We start from the raw sequence: 19,369 nt of genomic DNA, 5'->3' as shown, positions 1-19,369 counted from the left end.
TTACTTTGAGATATAGGGAGGGGACTGTTACCAGCCTTTTACCGCTCCGCCGTTGAAGATTTCAGACGCTGCCTGATACACTTCTTCAGTCTGATAAGCTTTAACGAAATTCTTTACGTTCTCAGCATCTACGTTGTCTTCACGTGCAACAATCAGGTTCACATAAGGTGATTCTTTGCCTTCCACGAAGATACCGTCTTTTTCCGGAGTCAGGTTGATAGAGCTGGCGTAAGTGGTGTTGATAATAGCCAGAGTGACATCATCCAGAGAGCGAGGCAATTGTGGTGCTTCCAGTTCTACGATCTCGATATTTTTCGGATTTTCAACAACATCACGCACCGTTGCAGTCAGACCTACGCCATCAGCCAGTTTGATCAGACCCTGAGCTTCCAGCAGCAGCAGTGAACGGCCAAGGTTAGTCGGGTCGTTTGGTACAGCAATACGGGCACCTTCGGTAATTTCATCAACCGATTTTACCTGCTTAGAGTAACCGGCAATCGGATACACAAAGGTGTTACCAGCAATAGCCAACTTGTAACCACGGTCTGCAATCTGCTGATCCAGATAAGGTTTATGCTGGAATGCGTTAATATCGACAGAGCCATCATCTGTTGCTGCGTTCGGGGTGACGTAATCGGTAAATGTAATCAGCTCAACATCCAGATTGTATTTTTCTTTAGCAATCTTGGCGGCAACTTCCGCAACCTGAGCCTCTGCACCTGCGATAACCGCCACTTTGATTTTGCTGTTATCGGCTTCTTTTTCACCACAGCCGGCAAGTACAAGGGCAGAAGCCGCTGCTGCGATAGTCAATAATTTCTTCAGGCTAAATGTCATGTTTCTCTCCTTGAGTAACGCTTTTAGTTTTTGTTGGTTTAATAAGTGATATAAATGAACGACTGTTATCTGTGGTCAAAGCGGCGAACCAAAGCATCACCAATTGACTGAATAAACTGTACCAGTACGATAAGCATCACCACAGTGACGGCCATAACGGCAATATCGTAGCGGTGGAAACCGTAACGGATGGCAACATCACCCAGACCACCACCACCGACAGTACCAGCCATTGCCGAGTAGCTGACCAGTGTTACCATCGTAATCGTGACAGAGTTAAGGATGGTCGGCAGGGCTTCCGGCAACAGAACTTTCGTAATGATCTGTGTCGGTGTGGCACCCATAGACTGGGCCGCTTCCACCAGACCGGATGGTACTTCCAGCAGGGCGCCTTCGATCAGACGAGCCACAAAAGGAATGGCACCGATAGTCAGAGGTACAATAGCTGCGGTCGTCCCGATAAAGGTACCGACCAGCAGTTTGGTTACCGGAATGATGGCAACCATCAAAACCAGAAACGGAACGGAACGGCCGATGTTGACTACCGCACCGAGAATCGTATTCAGGCGCAGGTTTTCAGTCAGTCCGCCTTTTTTTGTGATATGCAGGATGACGCCAAGAGGAATACCGACAGCAAAGCCGATAATACCGGCAACAGCAACCATGTAGACGGTTTCCCAGGTTGCACCTAACAGCAGGTTACTGTTGTGGCTCAGCCAAGCGGTGATCGTATTAAAGGACATATCCGAGTACCTCTACTTTTACATTGTGCTCTTTCAGGTATTCAAGAGCGGCTTCATCGTCTTCTTTATTTCCGAACAGCTCGGCGACCATCATGCCGAATTTCACCCCACCAGCATAATCCAGATCGGAGCTGAGAATACTCACGTCAATGTTAAATTTACGTGAGATTTGGCTCATCAGCGGAGCATCCACTGTTGCACCGGTAAACTCCATACGCACCAGAGGACTGCTGCCTTCACTGCGTGTTTCCTGCAGACGTACGGCATAATCTTCCGGAATAGAGAGATCCAGCGTTGAACGGATAAAATCATGTGCCAGTTCCGTTTTCGGGTGTGCAAAGATCTCACCTACGGTCCCTTTTTCTACCAGTTCACCACCACCAATAATGGCAACTTCATGGCAGATGCTTTTCACCACATCCATTTCATGGGTGATCAGCAACATGGTGATATTCAGTTCCCGGTTGATTTTTTTCAGCAATTCCAGAATAGACTGGGTGGTTGCCGGATCCAGTGCACTGGTGGCTTCATCACACAGCAGTACTTTCGGATCAGATGCCAGAGCACGGGCAATGGCTACACGCTGTTTCTGTCCGCCACTCAGATTTGACGGATAGGTTTCACGCTTGTCTTCCAGCCCGACCAGAACCAACAGGTCGGAAACTTTTTTCTCTACATGTGCTTTTTCTGCTCCTGCCAGTTCCAGCGGCAGGGCAATGTTTTCAAATACCGTACGGGATGACAGCAGGTTAAAGTGCTGGAAAATCATACCGATATTACGGCGAGTTTTGCACAGTTCAGACTGCGACAGTTTGGTCAGGTCAACTCCGTTCACGATAACGGAGCCTGTGGTCGGCGTTTCCAGCATATTAACGCAACGGATCAGGGTACTTTTACCAGCACCGGATGAACCGATAACACCAAAAATAGTACCTTGTGCGATATGCAGATTGATATCTTTCAGCGCATGAATCTCTTCACTGCCCTGATAGAAAACCTTATTAACCTGAGTAATTTCAATCATGTAAAAACCTATTTTGGGTCTGCAGACCAAGGCTATATCACGTATATTCCGGGTTTCTGTAACACAGAAAGTGTGATTGGCCTTAAAGAATAGAATAAAATGTTGAGCTGTATCTCACTTAGTAGATGATGCTATTGCGTGTGAGATTTTAAGTCAATAGAAATTTTTACGTCTAGACGTCTAAAATGCCAAATCAGTTCGTTTAATTAGTAATTTTCTATTCCTGCAAGTTATAAAGCGTGCAATAATTCTTTTGACTCTCTGGTTCAACTGCTTATGAGGAAAGGATTTTGGCTAAACCTGCCGTGTTTTTAGACCGTGATGGGGTGATTAACGTCGATCATGGCTATGTTCATGATGAGCATGATTTTGAGTTTATTGATGGGGTTTTTGAAGCCACCAAGAAGCTGAAAGAAATGGGATATCTGCTGGTGCTGGTAACAAACCAGTCCGGTGTGGCCCGGGATATGTTTAGCGAAGAACGTTTTATTTCTCTGACTCAGTGGATGGACTGGAATTTTATTGATCATGGTGTGGAGTTTGATGGTATCTACTATTGTCTGCATCATCCGGAACATGGGATTGGTGAATATAAGCAGGACTGTGACTGTCGTAAGCCTAAACCGGGTATGTTTATCTCTGCCAGAGATTATCTGAAAATCGATATGGCTAATTCTGTTATGGTGGGGGATAAGGCAGAAGATATGATGGCTGCTGAAGCCGCTGGTGTCGGTACTAAGATACTGGTGCGTACCGGTAAACCGCTTACTGAACAGGGGGAAGCTCTGTCCTCCGCGGTGCTTGACAGTATTAAAGAGGTTCCTGCCTATCTGGCAAGATAGAAGGAAATGTTCGGTTCGTATGAGTAAGAAACTCACTATCCTTGATATCGCAAAACTGGCCGGAGTGGGCAAATCTACCGTCTCCCGGGTGTTGACTGATGATCCGAAAGTTAAACCGGAAACCCGCATCAGAGTGGAGCAGGTGATCGCCGAATCCGGTTATGTCCCTTCCAAATCGGCTCAACTGATGCGGGGCGGCAGTCAGAAGGTGATTGGTGTGATCATCTCTCGTCTGGATTCTCCTTCGGAAAACCGAGCGGTAAGCGGTATTCTGCCGGCACTGTATGCTGCCGGATATGATGTCGTGATTATGGAAAGCCAGTTTGACGTAGCCAAAACAATGGAACATCTGAATGTGCTGAAACGGCGCACTGTGGACGGTGTTATTCTGTTTGGCTTTACTGGGCTGGAAAGCCAGATGGTGGAACGCTGGAAAGAGCGCATGGTGGTGATCGCCATGGAAGCGGAGTCCGTTTCATCCATCAATTACGATAATCATGGTGTTATTGTTCTGGCACTCGAACATGTTCTGGCACAGAAAAAGCACAATATTGCTTATATCGGAGTTGATCCTGCGGATAAAACAACGGGTGAGCTGCGTTTAAATGCTTATCTGCAGTGGTGTGGAGCCAGGCATATTCAGCCGGTTTATCAGACCGGGCAGTTGCATCATGAAAGTGCCTATCACCTGGTGGATAAGGTTCTTCAGCCGGATACGCAGGCGGTGGTTTGTGCCAGTGATACTATTGCTCTGGGGGTGATCAAACGTCTGCAGGAGTTGGGGCGTTCAGATGTTGCTGTAACCGGTGTCGGCGGCAATGATTTGCTGTCATTTCTTTTCCCGAATACCTACAGTGTTGACCCCGGCTATGAGACAGCCGGAAAGATGGCGGCAGCACAACTGATTAAGCAGCTTTCTGGCGAAACGGAAAGAGTACACCTGACGTTATCTCCCGAAGCGTAAATACATTGCGTATCTTTTTTGTGATCCCATTCAATTAATGGGACTGTTCCCATTTTATCTTTTTTTCTTCCCGTGCATTATGTAATCAGTTCTTGGGACTGTTCCCATTTTGTTTGTGGTATAAACTTATATTATCAATAACGGGTAGAGAATTATGAGTAAAATTGCACCAAAAGACGTTCAGCGTCTGATTGAATTGGTGGGTGGCAGCGATAATATTGCCAGTGTTAGCCACTGTCTGACGCGTCTGCGTTTTGTATTGAATGATACAGATAGGGCCGATGTTAAAGGGCTGGAAACTATCGGTCTGGTAAAAGGCTGTTTTACCAATGCCGGTCAGTTTCAGGTCGTGATCGGTACTGAAGTGGATCAGGTTTATGCCATGTTGATCGAGCTGGCCGGTAAAAAAGCGGCATCGAAAGATGAGGCCAAACTGGCTGCTCGTCAGAACATGAATTTACTGGAACGTGGGATCTCCCATTTAGCTGAAATCTTTGTCCCGCTGCTTCCGGCTATTATCACCGGTGGCCTTATCCTTGGCTTCCGTAACGTTATTGGTGACATCAAGATGTTTGACGGCCAGAGCCTGACACAAATTAGTCAGTTCTGGGCTACCGTTCACTCATTCCTGTGGCTGATTGGTGAAGCTATCTTTTTCTTCCTGCCGGTAGGTGTGTGCTGGTCGACAGTGAAAAAGTTGGGTGGCACGCCGATACTGGGGATCACTCTGGGGGTGACACTGGTCTCTCCGCAGTTGATGAATGCTTATCTGATTGGTAAACAGGTGCCGGAAGCGTGGGATTTTGGTCTGTTTGTGATTGAGAAAGTGGGCTATCAGGCTCAGGTTATTCCGGCAATGCTGGCTGGTGTTGTACTGGCATTTATCGAAACCAATCTGAAACGTATTGTTCCTGCTTATCTGTATCTGGTCATTGTACCGTTTGTTTCGATCATTCTGTCTGTTATTCTGGCACATGCGCTTATCGGTCCGTTCGGACGTGTGATTGGTGACGGTGTAGCTTATGCAGCGAAAGCAGCGATGACGGGTGATTTCGCTGTGTTGGGGGCGATGGTGTTTGGTTTCTTTTACGCGCCGCTGGTTATTACCGGTGTCCACCACACCACCAATGCGGTAGATCTGCAACTGATGCAGGATCTGGGTGGCACGCCCATCTGGCCTCTGATTGCACTGTCTAATATTGCTCAGGCTTCCGCCGTGGTAGGGATTATCCTTATCAGCCGCAAAACTGATGAGCGTGAAATCTCTGTTCCGGCGGCTATCTCCGCTTACCTTGGGGTAACGGAACCGGCCATGTATGGTATCAACCTGAAATACAAATTCCCTATGCTGAGTGCCATGATCGGTTCTGCTGTTGCTGCTGCCATTTGTGGTAGTGCCGGTGTGATGGCGAATGGTATCGGTGTGGGCGGCCTGCCGGGTATTCTTTCTATTCAGCCTCAGTACTGGCTGGTGTATTCCATTGCTATGCTGGTGGCTATCCTGCTTCCGGCTGCACTGACACTTTTCTTCTATAAACGTGCGCAATCCAAAGGTGAACTGACGGTTGCCAGTGCGTAATTTTCTTTTGAGGAGTGGCTGTAACCGGCCACTCTGCATTTCTTTTTTATGTTTCGTAAGTGAGTAACACAAGATGTCAGTACAAGCAGAATGGTGGCGTAGTGCGACCATCTACCAGATTTATCCGAAAAGTTTTTGTGACAGCGAAGGTAAGGGAACCGGAGATATCAGAGGTATTATTTCTAAACTGGATTACCTTAAATTGCTGGGCATTGATGCGATCTGGTTAACCCCGGTGTATAAATCTCCGATGGTGGATAATGGCTATGATATTGCTGATTACTATACGATTAATCCGGATTTCGGCAGTATGGCGGATTTTGATGAATTGTTGGCTCAAGCCCATCAGAAAGGGATCCGCATTATTATGGATATCGTTGTTAATCACACCTCAACGGCTCACCAATGGTTTCAGTCCGCTCTGAGTGACAAAAACAGTCCATACCGTGATTACTATATCTGGAAAGATCCGGTAAACGGGCATGAGCCTAATAACTGGCAGTCAAAATTTGGTGGTAATGCTTGGGAGTTGGATGAAGCGACTAATCAGTATTACCTGCACCTGTTTGCCAAAGAGCAGGCGGATCTGAACTGGGAAAATCCGCAGGTTCGGGCAGAGGTAAAACGTATTATCAGCTACTGGGCAGAAAAAGGCGTCGATGGGTTTCGTCTGGATGTGATTAATCTGATTTCTAAACAGCAGGATTTTGCCAATGATGATACTGGCGATGGCCGCCGTTTTTATACCGATGGTCCAAGGGTGCATGAATATTTGCAGGAAATCAGTCGTGAGGTGTTTCAGAAGTATGGTTCAGTTACCGTAGGGGAAATGTCATCGACTACGCTGGAACACTGTCAGCAGTATTCGGCCAATGATGGTAAAGAGCTGTCGATGGTATTTAACTTTCATCATCTGAAAGTGGATTATGCCAACGGTGAAAAATGGACGAAAGCGCCGTTTGATTTTATCCAACTGAAACAGATCTTTAATGAATGGCAGACAGGGCTGAACGGTAAAGGCTGGGGGGCTCTATTCTGGTGTAATCACGATCAACCAAGGGTAGTGAGTCGTTTGGGTGATGACCGGCACTACCGGGTTGAATCGGCCAAGATGCTGGCGGCATCGGTGCACATGATGCAGGGGACACCCTATATTTATCAGGGGGAAGAGATTGGTATGACCAACCCTCACTACACGGATATCAGTCAGTACCGGGATGTGGAAAGTATTAACATGTACGACATTATGGTTAACCGTGATGGCGTAAGTAAAGAAGACATGTTGACAATTTTGGCTCAGAAATCCAGAGATAACTCCCGCACGCCGATGCAGTGGAATAGTGAAAAGCATGCCGGATTTACTCAGGGACAGCCGTGGCTTGAAGTGGCCGGAAATTATCAGGAAATTAATGCAGCGCATGCAGTGGATGATCCGGATTCCGTGTTCTATTTCTATCAGAAACTGATCCGAATGCGTAAAGAACTTCCGGTAATCACCACCGGTGACTATATCGATCTGTTGCCGGAGCATAAGCAGTTATTTTGTTACGCGCGAAAAGATGAAAACCAAACTTTGCTGTGTTTGAATAACTACTATGCAGAAAGCGTACTCTGTCCGTTACCCGAGGAGTATTTGGCTGCGGCGGGAACCTTGTTACTGGGAAATTATCCTGAATCTGCGACAGAGCCGCTGATGCTGAGACCTTATGAGACGCGGATTATTTTGCTTGGGTAGAATGCATCTTATGTATTTGTGCATCTCTGACTGACACTGACTACAATCAAATCGATACCGGTAAGCCGATTCTCCGCACCAGGGATGGAATTATGCGCGTCTGTGCCTGATATCGATTTGATTGTTCTGAATGTTACCCGTAGAGCATGACTGCAATGCGCTTCTTAACCATAGCTGACAATATACCGACTTGGTTTATGATTCATGCCCAGCACCAGATTAATGATGGCAGCACCGGCAACAGACAGTGCAAGAACCCATGGGGTAACAAAGAAAAATGAAGCAATGACGATAGAGGCATCGATCACTATCTGTGTTTTACCTACTGAAATCCCCATCTTATCCTGAATAACCAGGCACATAACGTTGAAACCGCCCAGACTGGAACGGTGCCGGAACAGGACCAGCATTCCCAGCCCCATCAGTAATCCACCGGCGGTGGCACAATAGATATCGTTGATCATATCAAGGTGAATAACGAGGCTGAGATGATCCGTAATGACGGAAACCATTGCACCGGAGATGATGCTTCTTATCGCGAAACTTTTACCGAAACGTTGCCAGCCCAGAATATAGAATGGGCAATTGCTCAGAAAGTACAGGGTTCCGAAAGAAACCGGTAAGAGCTGAGCTAACAGCAATGCAAGTCCGGCAGTGCCTCCTGTGAGTAAACCGGCCGACTGGAGAAAGAAAAGTCCCTGAGCGGTCAGAAATGAGCCGGTAAGGATAGCGATCCAATCTTCTTTAACTGAGTGTTTTTCCATCTATTGATAAATTTTCTTGTGGATAATGGCGAGAATACTAGATAAAAACATTTTATTTCGGTAGGTTGGGATAGAAATTAAAGGCAAAGGTATGTAATCGGTGCTTTACGCAGTGTAAAGCTATCTGGTTTACAGTCTGGTAATTGGACATTGTCCGGCTGTACGTCAGATTTATACCCATGCAGGGACATGAGTCTTTTTCAACCCGAACATGAAAATTGTGCATGAAGAAATTGAAACTTTACCTTTCTTGATAACGGCTATTTTTGTACACTAACGCCACCTATAAAGGTGACGGAAACGTTTGCTTTCGGACTTTATGTACTTTTTCGGAACTTTGAATATCTGAGTCAGGAGATACAGATGCTAAAGCGCGACATGAACATCGCTGATTACGATGCAGAGCTATATGCTGCAATTCAGGAAGAAACTCTTCGTCAGGAAGAGCATATTGAGCTAATCGCTTCAGAAAACTACACCAGCCCACGAGTAATGGAAGCTCAGGGGTCTCAGCTAACTAACAAGTATGCGGAAGGCTATCCGGGTAAGCGCTATTACGGCGGCTGTGAATATGTAGACAAAGCTGAAGCTCTGGCGATTGACCGTGCATGCAAACTGTTTGAGTGTGAGTACGCCAACGTACAGCCTCACTCAGGCTCTCAGGCGAACAGTGCGGTATACATGGCGCTACTGAATCCTGGTGATACCGTTCTGGGGATGAGTCTGGCACACGGTGGCCACCTGACTCACGGCTCACCGGTTAACTTCTCCGGTAAACACTACAACGTTATCCCTTACGGTATCGACGATAACGGTCAGATCAACTACGAAGAGATGGAAGCGCTGGCTCTTGAGCATAAGCCTAAGATGATCATCGGTGGTTTCTCAGCCTACTCGCAGATCGTTGACTGGGCACGCATGCGTGAAATCGCGGATAAAGTCGGTGCTTACCTGTTTGTTGATATGGCACACGTTGCTGGTCTGATCGCTGCTGGCGTATACCCGACTCCACTGCCGCACGCACACGTTGTAACAACCACAACCCACAAAACACTGGCGGGTCCTCGTGGTGGTCTTATCCTGTCTAATGCGGGTGAAGACATGTACAAGAAACTGAACTCAGCCGTATTCCCTGGTGGTCAGGGTGGTCCTCTGATGCATGTTATTGCGGGTAAAGCTGTCGCGTTTAAAGAAGCGATGGAGCCTGAGTTCAAGGAATATCAGAAGCAGGTTGTGGTTAACGCAAAAGCAATGGTTGCTGAATTTATTGCCCGCGGTTATAAGATCGTTTCCGGTTCTACGGAAAACCACCTGTTCCTGGTTGACCTGATTGACAAAGGCATCACAGGTAAAGAAGCTGATGCCGCTCTGGGTGCAGCGAACATTACGGTTAACAAGAACTCCGTACCAAATGATCCTCGCAGCCCGTTTGTAACTTCAGGTATTCGTGTTGGTACGCCGTCAATCACTCGTCGTGGTTTTACGGTAGAAGATGCAAAAGCACTTGCTGGCTGGATGTGTGACGTACTGGACAATATTAATGATGAGTCTGTGATCGAAGCAACCAAAGCTAAAGTACTGGAAATCTGTAAGCGTCTTCCTGTTTACGCTTAAGCATTTCTCCGGAGCATGCTCTGGTATATCAGCAAGAATAGCGTATCACTAGTCATAGAAAACAAAGCCCGCTGTTTTATTCAGCGGGCTTTTTTATTGGGAAGTCTTATCTATTCTGATCCCGTTCATGCAACGGCTTAAAATCACGGATTGTATTGCCGGTGTATAATTGACGGGGACGGCCGATACGGCTGTCCGGATTGCTGTGCATCTCATTCCAGTGAGCGATCCAGCCGATAGTTCGTGACATCGCAAAGATTACGGTGAACATGGTCACCGGGATACCGACAGCTTTAAGGATAATGCCTGAGTAGAAATCTACATTCGGATACAGTTTTTTCTCCACAAAGTACTCATCGGAAATAGCAATACGTTCCAGCTCCATGGCAACGTCCAGTAGCGGATCTTCAATATCCAGCTCTTTCAGTACATCGTGACAGGCCTGACGCATAACGGTCGCGCGTGGGTCATAGTTTTTATACACCCGGTGACCAAATCCCATCAGACGGAAAGGATCATCTTTATCTTTTGCCCGGGCAATGTATTCCGGAATCTTATCAACACTACCAATCTCTTCCAGCATCCGCAGACAAGCTTCGTTAGCACCGCCGTGAGAGGGTCCCCACAGAGAGGCGATACCGGCAGCAATACAAGCAAACGGGTTTGCACCGGACGAACCGGCAAGGCGAACGGTGGATGTGGAAGCATTCTGCTCATGATCCGCATGCAGGGTAAATACTTTATCCATGGCTCGAGCAAGAACCGGATTGACTTCGTATTCCTCGCAAGGTGTGGCAAACATCATATGCAGGAAGTTTTCTGCGTAACTCAGATCATTGCGAGGGTAGATAAACGGCTGACCAACGGAGTATTTGTAGCACATGGCTGCAAGGGTTGGCATTTTAGAGAGCAGGCGGAATGCCGCAATTTCCCGGTGACTGTCGTTATTGATATCCAGTGAATCATGGTAAAAGGCAGCCAGAGCGCCCACAACACCACACATAATTGCCATAGGGTGGGCATCACGACGAAAGCCATGAAAGAAACTGGCGATTTGCTCATGTACCATTGTGTGGCGGGTAACGATGGTCTTAAAATCTTCGTACTCTTTACGGTTCGGAGCTTCTCCATAAAGCAGGATGTAGCACACCTCCAGATAATCAGCATTATTGGCCAACTGATCAATCGGATAACCACGATGCAGAAGAATTCCTTTGTTGCCATCGATATAAGTGAGCTGCGACTCACACGATGCAGTAGCAACAAAACCGGGGTCTAAGGTGAAATACCCGTTTGCCCCCAGTTGACGAACATCGATGACTTCCGGCCCCATAGTGCCTTGCAGAATCGGTAGTTCGATAGGTACTTTACCTTCAATATGAAGGGTTGCAATCTTATCTGCCATAACATTCTCCTTCTGTTATTTTCATCCATCCAGGATTCTTTGTGTGCCGCTTTTGTACTTAGGATTGCGGTCAAAGTCAATTTTTCTGGTTTGTAGTGTGCACATATCACACTTTTAGTTAGATGAAAAAGTTAATCATTTGTTCCGTATCATCACTGTGACTGACAGCGTGGTGCCGGACTGGCGCTGATCAAATTGTGAGTCTGTTTTTATTGCCCGCAGCCTCTATATTATGGGCTGACACGGGGAATCTGGCTTAACTAGCGTACTGAAAATCATTCTTTATACTACACTAATGAGTGAAATAAAGAGAGTGAATGGTTGCAAAAATGTTAACGTGGAGGGTAAGTAGCATAATAAGCATTCAGCCTGAGTGGGGATCCGTTCTGTAAGGAGTAAACGTTGGGTAAAAAAAGCGTCAGACCGGTTAATCTGGATTTTAGAGGGATTTATTTTTCGCTGACTGGCCTTATGTCGGTTCTGCAGCGGATCAGCGGCGTATTGTGCATTGGTCTGGTCGGTATCCTGCTCTGGCAGCTTAACCTGTCACTGTCTTCTCCGGAAAGCTTTACGCGTGTTGCTGTACTAGCCGGCAGTCCGGCTGGGAAATATTTGATCTGGATAATGGCGACGCTGCTTGTTTTTCATACCTTAAGTGGTCTCCGGCATATGGTGATTGAATTCAGTGTCTGGAATAGCCGGAATGCCGTCAGGATTTCAGCCATTTCTGTGTTGTTGATGACGGTTGCGGTATCGTTATTCGTTGCTGGAGTGCTGCTATGCTGAAGTCTGTTTCAGCCTGTCGCCGTAACGGAGCCTATGATTGTCTGCTGCAGAGGGTGACGGCGGTGATCCTTCTGTTCTACTCGTTGTATCTTCTCGGCTTTTTTATCTTTTCCGGTGAGATTAACTATTATGTCTGGCTGGATTTTTTTTCCGGAATACTAACCAAGGCTCTGACTATGCTGGCACTGACATGCGTGTTGATCCATGGCTGGACCGGTCTGTGGCAGGTATTAACCGACTATGTAAGGCCTCTTGTGCTCAGAGCTGCATGCCAGCTGGTTATTATCAGTGTATTGCTGGTCTATTTTTTCTCCGGTCTGTTTATCTTATGGAGGGTATAAATGGGGATACCTGTACGGGAATGTGATGTCGTGGTGGTCGGGGCCGGAGTCTCCGGTATGCGGGCTGCCCTGCAAATGGTTCGGCAGGGACTGAAGTGTATCATTCTCAGTAAGGTTTTTCCGACCCGTTCAAGCACGGCTTCTGCTCGGGGAGGAATAAGTGCGGCGCTGGGTAATCGTCATGCGGATGACTGGCAGTGGCATATGTACGATACGGTAAAGGGAGCCGATTATCTCGGTGATCAGCAGGCGATTGAATATATGTGTAAAAATGCAGCGGATGCCGTTATCGAGCTGGAACACATGGGATTGCCTTTTTCCCGCGATCCGGCGGGAAGGATAGATCAGCAGTCTTCCGCCTGTCAGTTTCAGTATTATGGCGGGGAACAGGCAGCCCGCACGGCTATTGCCGGAAACTCGACCGGCCATGCACTGCTGCATACCCTGTATCAGCAGAACATTAAGTACGGCACAACGATCTTTTCTGAATGGTATGCGCTCGATCTGGTCAGAAACCAGGATGGTATTGTTCGGGGATGTGTCGCCCTGGAGATAGAAACCGGGGAACTGTGCTATTTCAATGCCAGTGCAACGGTCTTAGCAACCGGAGGGGCGGGCTGTATTTATGCATCAACAACGAATGCCGGAATTAATACTGGTGATGGTATCGGGATGGCGCTGCGGGCCGGTGTGCCGGTGCAGGACATGGAGATGTGGCAGTTTCATCCGACGGCACTTGCCGGGAGTGGTATTCTTGTCTCTGAAATTTGTCGGGGGGAAGGCGCTTATCTGCAGAACCGTCATGGTGAAGCGTTTATGCAAAGGTATGCTCCCAGTGCCGGAGGTCTGGCCGGAAGGGATATTGTGTCCCGTGCCATTATGCAGGAGATAAGGGAAGGCAGGGGGTGTGGTATTGCTCCGGGGTCTTATGTTCATCTCAGGCTGGAGCATCTGAGAGAGGCGGTACCGGGAGTCCGTCTGACTGAGTTTTGTGAACGGATACACCGCTTTGCTGGTGTTGACCCGCTGACAGAGCCCGTACCTGTAGTACCGGCTTGTCATTATATGATGGGCGGGATCCCGGTACGTCTTTCCGGACAGGTACTCCGGCGTAATCGCCGGGATAAAGATGAAGATGTTCCGGGGTTGTTTGCCTGCGGAGAGACCGCGTCGGTTTCGGTACATGGTGCTAACCGTATCGGAGGGAACAGGCTGCTGGAGGATGTGGTTTTTGGTCGGGAAACGGGGCAACGGATGAGAGAGACGCTGGAATCGCAAACGGAAGCCCGTCAGGCGACAGGCTCTGATCTGGATACCGCATTGCAACGCGCTGTCCGCTGGGAGAGAAGCCGGAGTGGTGAAGCGCCTGCTCAGATACGTAGAGAGATACAGCGCTGCATGCAGCAGTATTTCTCCGTATTTCGTCAGGGAGAATCCATGGTCGCCGGTCTGAAAGAGTTGCAGACATTGCGGGAGCGTTTGCAGGAGGCTTATCTGGCAGATAAATCTCTGATCTTCAATACCCAGAGAGTGGCGTGCCTTGAACTGGATAATCTGCTGGAAACGGCAACAGCCACCGCTATTGCAGCCAATTACCGTACTGAAAGCCGGGGGGCTCATGCCCGGGATGATTATCCGGACAGGGATGATAAGCACTGGCTGTGTCACACCTTGTACAACCCGGAAACCGGTCAGATGTCGAAACGCGACGTGAATCTGCAACCGGTAAGCCGGGATGTGTTTCCGCCTAAGGCTCGGATCTATTGACGGGAGAACAGATGATGCAATGGCACTTTTGGGTCTACCGTTACAATCCGGATCTGAATCCGGAACCTTATATGCAGGCGTATCAACTCCAGATCGGAGAGGATACCGATATGATGCTTCTGGATGCACTGCTATTGCTGAAAGAACAGGATCCGACACTCTCTTTCCGTCATGCCTGCCGGGATGGAAGCTGTGGTTCTGACGGGCTGAATATCAACGGGATAAACCGGCTTGCCTGTATGACACCATTGTCTGAACTGAACTGGCGGAAGAAGATTGTTATTCGTCCGCTTCCCGGACTGCCGGTTATACGGGATTTGGTGGTTGATCTGCAGCAAATTTATAAAAACTATGCCAAAGTTAAACCATATCTGCATGGAGATACAGAACCTGTACCGGGCAGAGAGTTCATTCAGTCCGTGGAAGAAAGAGGGCGACTGGATGGATTGTTTGAATGTAATATCTGTGGCTGCTGCAGCACGGCATGCCCGTCCTTCCTGTGGCATCCGGATAAATTTATCGGTCCGGCCGGGTTACTGGCGGCTTATCGCTGGCTGAATGACAGCCGGGATTGCGCGACAGAGGAACGTCTGTCAAATCTGGAAGACGCTTTTAGCGTTTTTCGTTGCCATGCTGTTATGAATTGTGTCAGTGTTTGTCCTAAGGGATTAAATCCAGCCAAAGCAATTGGTAACATAAAGTTATTATTACTCAAACGCACCATATAAACCGAATAGCCGGAAACAGGCTGACAGGTTGAGTAACGAAGCGAAGCGGTTGAGAAAAAGAATAAGTATTGCCGGTAACTGCGGCATATATCACCCGAGCAGAGGGTGGGAACAATAACAAACTGGTTAAGGGAAAGTATGCACAACGGTGTGATGAAGGCATGGCTCGAGTCTTCACACTTGGCGGGTGCTAATGCAACTTACGTAGAAGAACTCTACGAACTGTATCTGAGTGATCCGGATCAGGTAAGTGACGAATGGAAACGTGTGTTTGATGAGCTGCCGCAGCAGTCATCTGAAGTGGTCGATCAGCCACACTCACGGGTTCGGGATTACTTCCGGCGACTCGCGAAAGAGACAAAGCATTACAGTGTCCAAGTGAATGACCCAGATGTCGATGCAAAACAGGTTAAAGTTCTGCAGTTTATTAATGCGTACCGGTTTCGGGGGCATCAGGCGGCCAATCTGGATCCTCTCGGAATATGGAAAAGAGAGCCGGGTGCGGATCTCCAGCCTGAATTTCATAATCTGACAGAAGATGATTTTGAAGAAACCTTCAACGTCGGTTCTTTTGCGGTTGCCGGAGAGACCATGCGTCTGGGTGACCTGTATCAGGCACTGAAAAAAACCTACTGCGGTTCTATCGGTGCAGAGTATATGCACATGATCAACACAGAACAGAAGCGCTGGGTACAGCAGCGTCTGGAATCTGTGTTGGGTCAGCCTTCGTTCACTCTGGATGAAAAACAAACGTTCCTGCAGGAACTGACAGCGGCTGAAGGGTTGGAACGGTATCTTGGCGCTAAGTTCCCCGGAGCAAAGCGTTTTTCTCTGGAAGGGGGGGATGCACTGATCCCAATGACCAAAGAGTTGGTACGCCACGCCGGACGCAATGGTATTAAAGAAGTGGTGATCGGCATGGCTCACCGTGGTCGGTTGAATATGCTGGTTAACGTACTGGGAAAACGGCCGCAGGATCTGTTCGATGAATTTGCCGGTAAGCATGGCGAAAGCTGGGGAACCGGGGATGTAAAATATCATCAGGGCTTCTCCGCCGATTTTGCTACGCCGGGCGGAGATATCCATCTGGCACTGGCCTTTAATCCGTCACACCTCGAAATAGTTAATCCCGTCGTTATGGGCTCGGTCCGTGCCCGTCAGGATCGGTTGGGGGATAAAACCGGCAGCATGGTTCTGCCGATCACTATCCATGGCGATTCCGCTATCGCTGGTCAGGGAGTGGTGCAGGAAACCTTCAATATGTCCCGGACCCGGGCTTTTCAGGTCGGCGGAACGATACGGATAGTGATCAATAACCTGATCGGTTTTACCACGTCTAACCCACGGGATACCCGTTCGACTATGTATTGTACGGATATCGCCAAAATGGTACAGGCTCCGATTTTCCATGTGAATGCGGATGATCCTGAAGCGGTGGCATTTGTTACCCGGATAGCACTCGATTATCGTAATACCTTCAAGCGTGATGTGGTGATTGATCTGGTCTGCTACCGCCGCCACGGGCACAATGAAGCGGATGAGCCTAATGCGACCCAGCCACTGATGTATCAGAAGATCAAAAAACATCCGACACCGCGTAAACTGTATGCCGATCTGCTGATGGATCGCGGAGAGTTCGATATCGAAGGGGCGACCCAAATGGTGAATGAGTACCGGGATGCTCTTGACCATGGAGAAGTGGTGGTTAAAGAGTGGCGGCCGATGGAGAAGCATTCTGTTGACTGGTCACCTTATCTGGGGCATGACTGGAATATGGAGTGGAATAGCCGGTTTGAACAGAACCGGTTGCAGGCACTGGGTGAGAGAAGCTGCCAGCATCCTGACAGTCATATCCTGCAGAGCCGGGTAGAAAAAATCTATGCCGATCGCCGGGCCATGCTGAGTGGAGAAAAACTGCTGGACTGGGGGATGGCTGAAACACTGGCATATGCCACGCTGGTGGATGACGGCAAACGGATCCGTATTTCTGGTCAGGATTCCGGTCGCGGTACTTTTTTTCATCGTCATTCGGTGCTGCATAATCAGGAAGACGGCAGTATATATACGCCTCTGGCTCATATCCGAGAAAATCAGGGTAAATTTCAGGTGTTTGATTCCGTACTCTCGGAAGAAGCGGTTCTGGCATTTGAATATGGTTATGCGACGGCTGAACCGGATGGGCTGACGATTTGGGAAGCACAATTCGGTGACTTTGCCAACGGTGCTCAGGTAGTGATCGACCAGTTTATTTCATCCGGAGAGCAGAAATGGGGACGGATGTCGGGTCTGACGATGCTGCTGCCGCACGGTTATGAAGGGCAGGGGCCGGAGCACTCCTCTGCTCGTCTGGAGCGTTACCTGCAACTGTGTGCAGAATCCAATATTCAGGTCGTAGTGCCGTCAACACCGGCACAGGTTTACCATATGCTGCGTCGGCAGGTGATCCGCCCTATGCGCAGGCCTTTGGTTGTGATGTCACCTAAGTCACTGTTACGCCATCCGTTGTGTGTCTCCACTCTGGAGGAACTGGCGGAAGGCTCATTTTTACCGGTTATCCCCGAAGTGGATGATCTGGACCCGGCTCAGGTTCGGCGTATTGTGTTCTGTTCCGGCAAGGTATATTACGATCTGCTTGAACAGCGACGCAAGAATGAACAACGGGATGTGGCGATTATCCGCATTGAACAGCTTTATCCTTTCCCTTTGTTTGAACTGAGAGAATTGATCGAGCCTTATATCCATGTAGAAGATTACGTCTGGTGTCAGGAAGAACCGCAGAATCAGGGAGCCTGGTACTGTAGCCAGCATAATTTCCGTAACGCGATCCGGGATGAAGAAATTAAATATGCGGGGCGTCCTGCGTCGGCATCTCCGGCGGTGGGCTATATGTCCGTTCACCTGAAGCAGCAAAAAGCCTTGGTTGATGAGGCATTGAACTTAGATTCAGAACTAGAAGAATAAGGAAGAGACGACTATGACAATTGACATTCTGGTTCCAGATTTACCCGAATCTGTTGCCGACGCAACGGTAGCAACCTGGCATAAACAAGAAGGTGATACTGTCGTACGCGATGAAGTGATTGTTGATATTGAGACCGATAAAGTGGTTCTCGAAGTTCCGGCTCCGGAAGATGGCGTACTGGAAACGATCCTTGAAGCGGAAGGTGCAACCGTGCTTTCTAAACAGTTGCTGGCCAGAATCAAGCCAGGCGTTGTTGCTGGTGAACCGACTCTGGACAGTACTCAGGCTTCTGAATCTTCCCCGGATAAACGCTACAGGGCGTCACTTAAGGAAGAAACCAATGACTGGCTGACACCGGCTACGCGTCGTCTTCTGGCCGAACACGGGCTTGAAATCAGTCAGGTTAGAGGAACCGGTGTCGGCGGGCGAATTACCCGCGAAGATATCGATGCGGTAGTCAGACAACAGGCGGAGCAGGCAAAGGGACAACAGAAACCAACAGAGAGTGCTGCTGAGGAAGAAGAACCGCCGACAGCCCGTAATCAGAAACGTGTCCCTATGACTCGTCTGCGCAAGCGGGTTGCGGAACGTCTTCTGGAAGCGAAAAATGCCACGGCGATGCTGACAACGTTCAATGAAGTGAATATGAAACCCATCATGGAGTTGCGGCAGCAGTATCAAGAGCAGTTTGAGAAGCGTCACGATGTTCGTCTCGGTTTTATGTCTTTCTACGTAAAAGCGGTTACAGAAGCCCTGAAACGCTATCCGGAAGTGAACGCATCTATTGATGGCGACGACATTGTCTATCATAATTTCTTTGATATCAGTATTGCTGTATCTACGCCGAGAGGCTTAGTCACTCCGGTTTTAAGAGATTGTGACACTTTAAGCTTTGCAGAAGTAGAAAAAGGCATTAAAGATCTTGCAATTAAGGGCAGAGATGGCAAATTAACGGTTGAAGAACTGACAGGTGGTAACTTTACCATTACCAATGGTGGAGTATTTGGTTCGCTCATGTCGACACCAATTATCAATCCCCCGCAGGCTGCTATCCTCGGTATGCATAAAATCGAGGATCGTCCGATGGCGGTAGACGGGAAAGTGGAGATACTTCCGATGATGTATCTAGCTCTCTCTTATGATCACCGTCTTATCGACGGCAGAGAATCTGTGGGCTTCCTGGTAACCATTAAAGAGTTACTGGAAGATCCGGCTCGCTTATTACTGGATGTTTAAGCTGTCCGTGCTCTGAAAATACAGGGCCGGTCTGGCTTATCA

The 19,369-nt window shown here is 48.4% G+C and carries 16 protein-coding genes; 11 read left to right on the top strand and 5 right to left on the bottom strand.

The annotated features are described in order from the left end of the window. Window positions 1-27: 27 nt before the first annotated feature. The 3 genes from CSW98_RS14810 to metN form a co-directional block, all read right to left on the bottom strand. Window positions 28-837, bottom strand: a complete 810-nt coding sequence (locus CSW98_RS14810) for a MetQ/NlpA family lipoprotein (protein WP_100801250.1) — start codon at window positions 835-837, stop codon at window positions 28-30. Between the two features lie 65 nt (window positions 838-902). Then, a complete protein-coding gene (locus CSW98_RS14805; protein ID WP_100801249.1) occupies window positions 903-1,580 on the bottom strand; it encodes a methionine ABC transporter permease in 678 nt (225 codons plus the stop codon). Next, window positions 1,570-2,604, bottom strand: coding sequence for a methionine ABC transporter ATP-binding protein MetN (gene metN, locus CSW98_RS14800; protein WP_100801248.1), 1,035 nt, complete (start codon window positions 2,602-2,604; stop codon window positions 1,570-1,572). Before metN ends, CSW98_RS14805 begins: the two co-directional genes overlap by 11 nt. A gap of 290 nt (window positions 2,605-2,894) precedes the next feature. Here metN and gmhB point away from each other — a divergent pair, with 290 nt between their 5' ends. The 4 genes from gmhB (at window position 2,895) to treC (ending at window position 7,724) form a co-directional block, all read left to right on the top strand. Continuing rightward, complete coding sequence (gene gmhB, locus CSW98_RS14795) at window positions 2,895-3,446, top strand: D-glycero-beta-D-manno-heptose 1,7-bisphosphate 7-phosphatase (protein WP_100801247.1); 552 nt, start codon at window positions 2,895-2,897, stop codon at window positions 3,444-3,446. Between the two features lie 19 nt (window positions 3,447-3,465). Continuing rightward, entirely contained in the window at window positions 3,466-4,410 is a 945-nt protein-coding gene (gene treR, locus CSW98_RS14790) for a trehalose operon repressor TreR (RefSeq protein ID WP_100801246.1), read from the top strand. Window positions 4,411-4,564: 154 nt separating this feature from the next. Then, the gene (gene treB, locus CSW98_RS14785) at window positions 4,565-5,989 is read left to right on the top strand and encodes a PTS trehalose transporter subunit IIBC (protein WP_100801245.1); all 1,425 of its coding nucleotides are present in this window, start codon (window positions 4,565-4,567) and stop codon (window positions 5,987-5,989) included. A gap of 73 nt (window positions 5,990-6,062) precedes the next feature. Then, complete coding sequence (treC, locus tag CSW98_RS14780; RefSeq protein WP_100801244.1) at window positions 6,063-7,724, top strand: alpha,alpha-phosphotrehalase; 1,662 nt, start codon at window positions 6,063-6,065, stop codon at window positions 7,722-7,724. Window positions 7,725-7,888: 164 nt separating this feature from the next. Here treC and CSW98_RS14775 read toward each other — a convergent pair whose 3' ends face one another. Continuing rightward, window positions 7,889-8,488 (bottom strand): DUF6198 family protein, encoded by a 600-nt coding sequence (locus CSW98_RS14775; protein WP_100801243.1) that lies wholly within the window; start codon window positions 8,486-8,488, stop codon window positions 7,889-7,891. A gap of 363 nt (window positions 8,489-8,851) precedes the next feature. Between CSW98_RS14775 and glyA the strand changes: the two genes are divergently transcribed. Further along, window positions 8,852-10,102 carry a serine hydroxymethyltransferase gene (gene glyA / locus CSW98_RS14770; protein WP_100801242.1) on the top strand — a complete coding sequence of 417 codons (1,251 nt, stop codon included), beginning with the start codon at window positions 8,852-8,854 and terminating at the stop codon, window positions 10,100-10,102. A 106-nt stretch (window positions 10,103-10,208) separates the two neighbouring features. On the opposite strand, the gene CSW98_RS14765 is transcribed toward glyA, so the two are convergent. Then, a complete protein-coding gene (locus tag CSW98_RS14765; protein ID WP_100801241.1) occupies window positions 10,209-11,507 on the bottom strand; it encodes a citrate synthase in 1,299 nt (432 codons plus the stop codon). Between the two features lie 402 nt (window positions 11,508-11,909). Between CSW98_RS14765 and sdhC the strand changes: the two genes are divergently transcribed. The 6 genes from sdhC (at window position 11,910) to odhB (ending at window position 19,327) form a co-directional block, all read left to right on the top strand. Next, a complete protein-coding gene (sdhC, locus tag CSW98_RS14760) occupies window positions 11,910-12,293 on the top strand; it encodes a succinate dehydrogenase, cytochrome b556 subunit (RefSeq protein WP_100801240.1) in 384 nt (127 codons plus the stop codon). Continuing rightward, on the top strand, window positions 12,287-12,634 hold the full coding sequence (sdhD, locus tag CSW98_RS14755) for a succinate dehydrogenase, hydrophobic membrane anchor protein (RefSeq protein WP_100801239.1): 348 nt from the start codon (window positions 12,287-12,289) through the stop codon (window positions 12,632-12,634). Before sdhC ends, sdhD begins: the two co-directional genes overlap by 7 nt. After that, on the top strand, window positions 12,635-14,401 hold the full coding sequence (sdhA, locus tag CSW98_RS14750; protein ID WP_100801238.1) for a succinate dehydrogenase flavoprotein subunit: 1,767 nt from the start codon (window positions 12,635-12,637) through the stop codon (window positions 14,399-14,401). A gap of 14 nt (window positions 14,402-14,415) precedes the next feature. Next, window positions 14,416-15,129, top strand: coding sequence for a succinate dehydrogenase iron-sulfur subunit (locus CSW98_RS14745; protein WP_100801313.1), 714 nt, complete (start codon window positions 14,416-14,418; stop codon window positions 15,127-15,129). 138 nt (window positions 15,130-15,267) lie between these two features. Beyond that, window positions 15,268-18,090: a 2-oxoglutarate dehydrogenase E1 component gene (gene sucA / locus CSW98_RS14740; protein WP_100801237.1), complete on the top strand. Its 2,823-nt coding sequence runs from the start codon at window positions 15,268-15,270 to the stop codon at window positions 18,088-18,090. A gap of 13 nt (window positions 18,091-18,103) precedes the next feature. Continuing rightward, window positions 18,104-19,327 carry a 2-oxoglutarate dehydrogenase complex dihydrolipoyllysine-residue succinyltransferase gene (gene odhB / locus CSW98_RS14735; RefSeq protein WP_100801236.1) on the top strand — a complete coding sequence of 408 codons (1,224 nt, stop codon included), beginning with the start codon at window positions 18,104-18,106 and terminating at the stop codon, window positions 19,325-19,327. Window positions 19,328-19,369 lie beyond the last annotated feature (42 nt).

Origin of the sequence: Vibrio sp. HA2012, assembly GCF_002812955.1 — a bacterium.
Lineage (GTDB): Bacteria > Pseudomonadota > Gammaproteobacteria > Enterobacterales > Vibrionaceae > Vibrio.
Note: the sequence above shows the minus strand (reverse complement) of the source record. Positions and strands in the feature narration are given on the sequence as shown.

Bases quoted from the DNA above. Each gene is read 5' to 3' on its own strand.
- CSW98_RS14810 (WP_100801250.1), bottom strand. From the start codon at position 837: ATGACATTTAGCCTGAAGAAATTATTGACTATCGCAGCAGCGGCTTCT.
- CSW98_RS14805 (WP_100801249.1), bottom strand. From the start codon at position 1,580: ATGTCCTTTAATACGATCACCGCTTGGCTGAGCCACAACAGTAACCTG.
- metN (WP_100801248.1), bottom strand. From the start codon at position 2,604: ATGATTGAAATTACTCAGGTTAATAAGGTTTTCTATCAGGGCAGTGAA.
- treR (WP_100801246.1), top strand. From the start codon at position 3,466: ATGAGTAAGAAACTCACTATCCTTGATATCGCAAAACTGGCCGGAGTG.
- treB (WP_100801245.1), top strand. From the start codon at position 4,565: ATGAGTAAAATTGCACCAAAAGACGTTCAGCGTCTGATTGAATTGGTG.
- treC (WP_100801244.1), top strand. From the start codon at position 6,063: ATGTCAGTACAAGCAGAATGGTGGCGTAGTGCGACCATCTACCAGATT.
- CSW98_RS14775 (WP_100801243.1), bottom strand. From the start codon at position 8,488: ATGGAAAAACACTCAGTTAAAGAAGATTGGATCGCTATCCTTACCGGC.
- glyA (WP_100801242.1), top strand. From the start codon at position 8,852: ATGCTAAAGCGCGACATGAACATCGCTGATTACGATGCAGAGCTATAT.
- CSW98_RS14765 (WP_100801241.1), bottom strand. From the start codon at position 11,507: ATGGCAGATAAGATTGCAACCCTTCATATTGAAGGTAAAGTACCTATC.
- sdhD (WP_100801239.1), top strand. From the start codon at position 12,287: ATGCTGAAGTCTGTTTCAGCCTGTCGCCGTAACGGAGCCTATGATTGT.
- sdhA (WP_100801238.1), top strand. From the start codon at position 12,635: ATGGGGATACCTGTACGGGAATGTGATGTCGTGGTGGTCGGGGCCGGA.
- CSW98_RS14745 (WP_100801313.1), top strand. From the start codon at position 14,416: ATGCAATGGCACTTTTGGGTCTACCGTTACAATCCGGATCTGAATCCG.
- sucA (WP_100801237.1), top strand. From the start codon at position 15,268: ATGCACAACGGTGTGATGAAGGCATGGCTCGAGTCTTCACACTTGGCG.
- odhB (WP_100801236.1), top strand. From the start codon at position 18,104: ATGACAATTGACATTCTGGTTCCAGATTTACCCGAATCTGTTGCCGAC.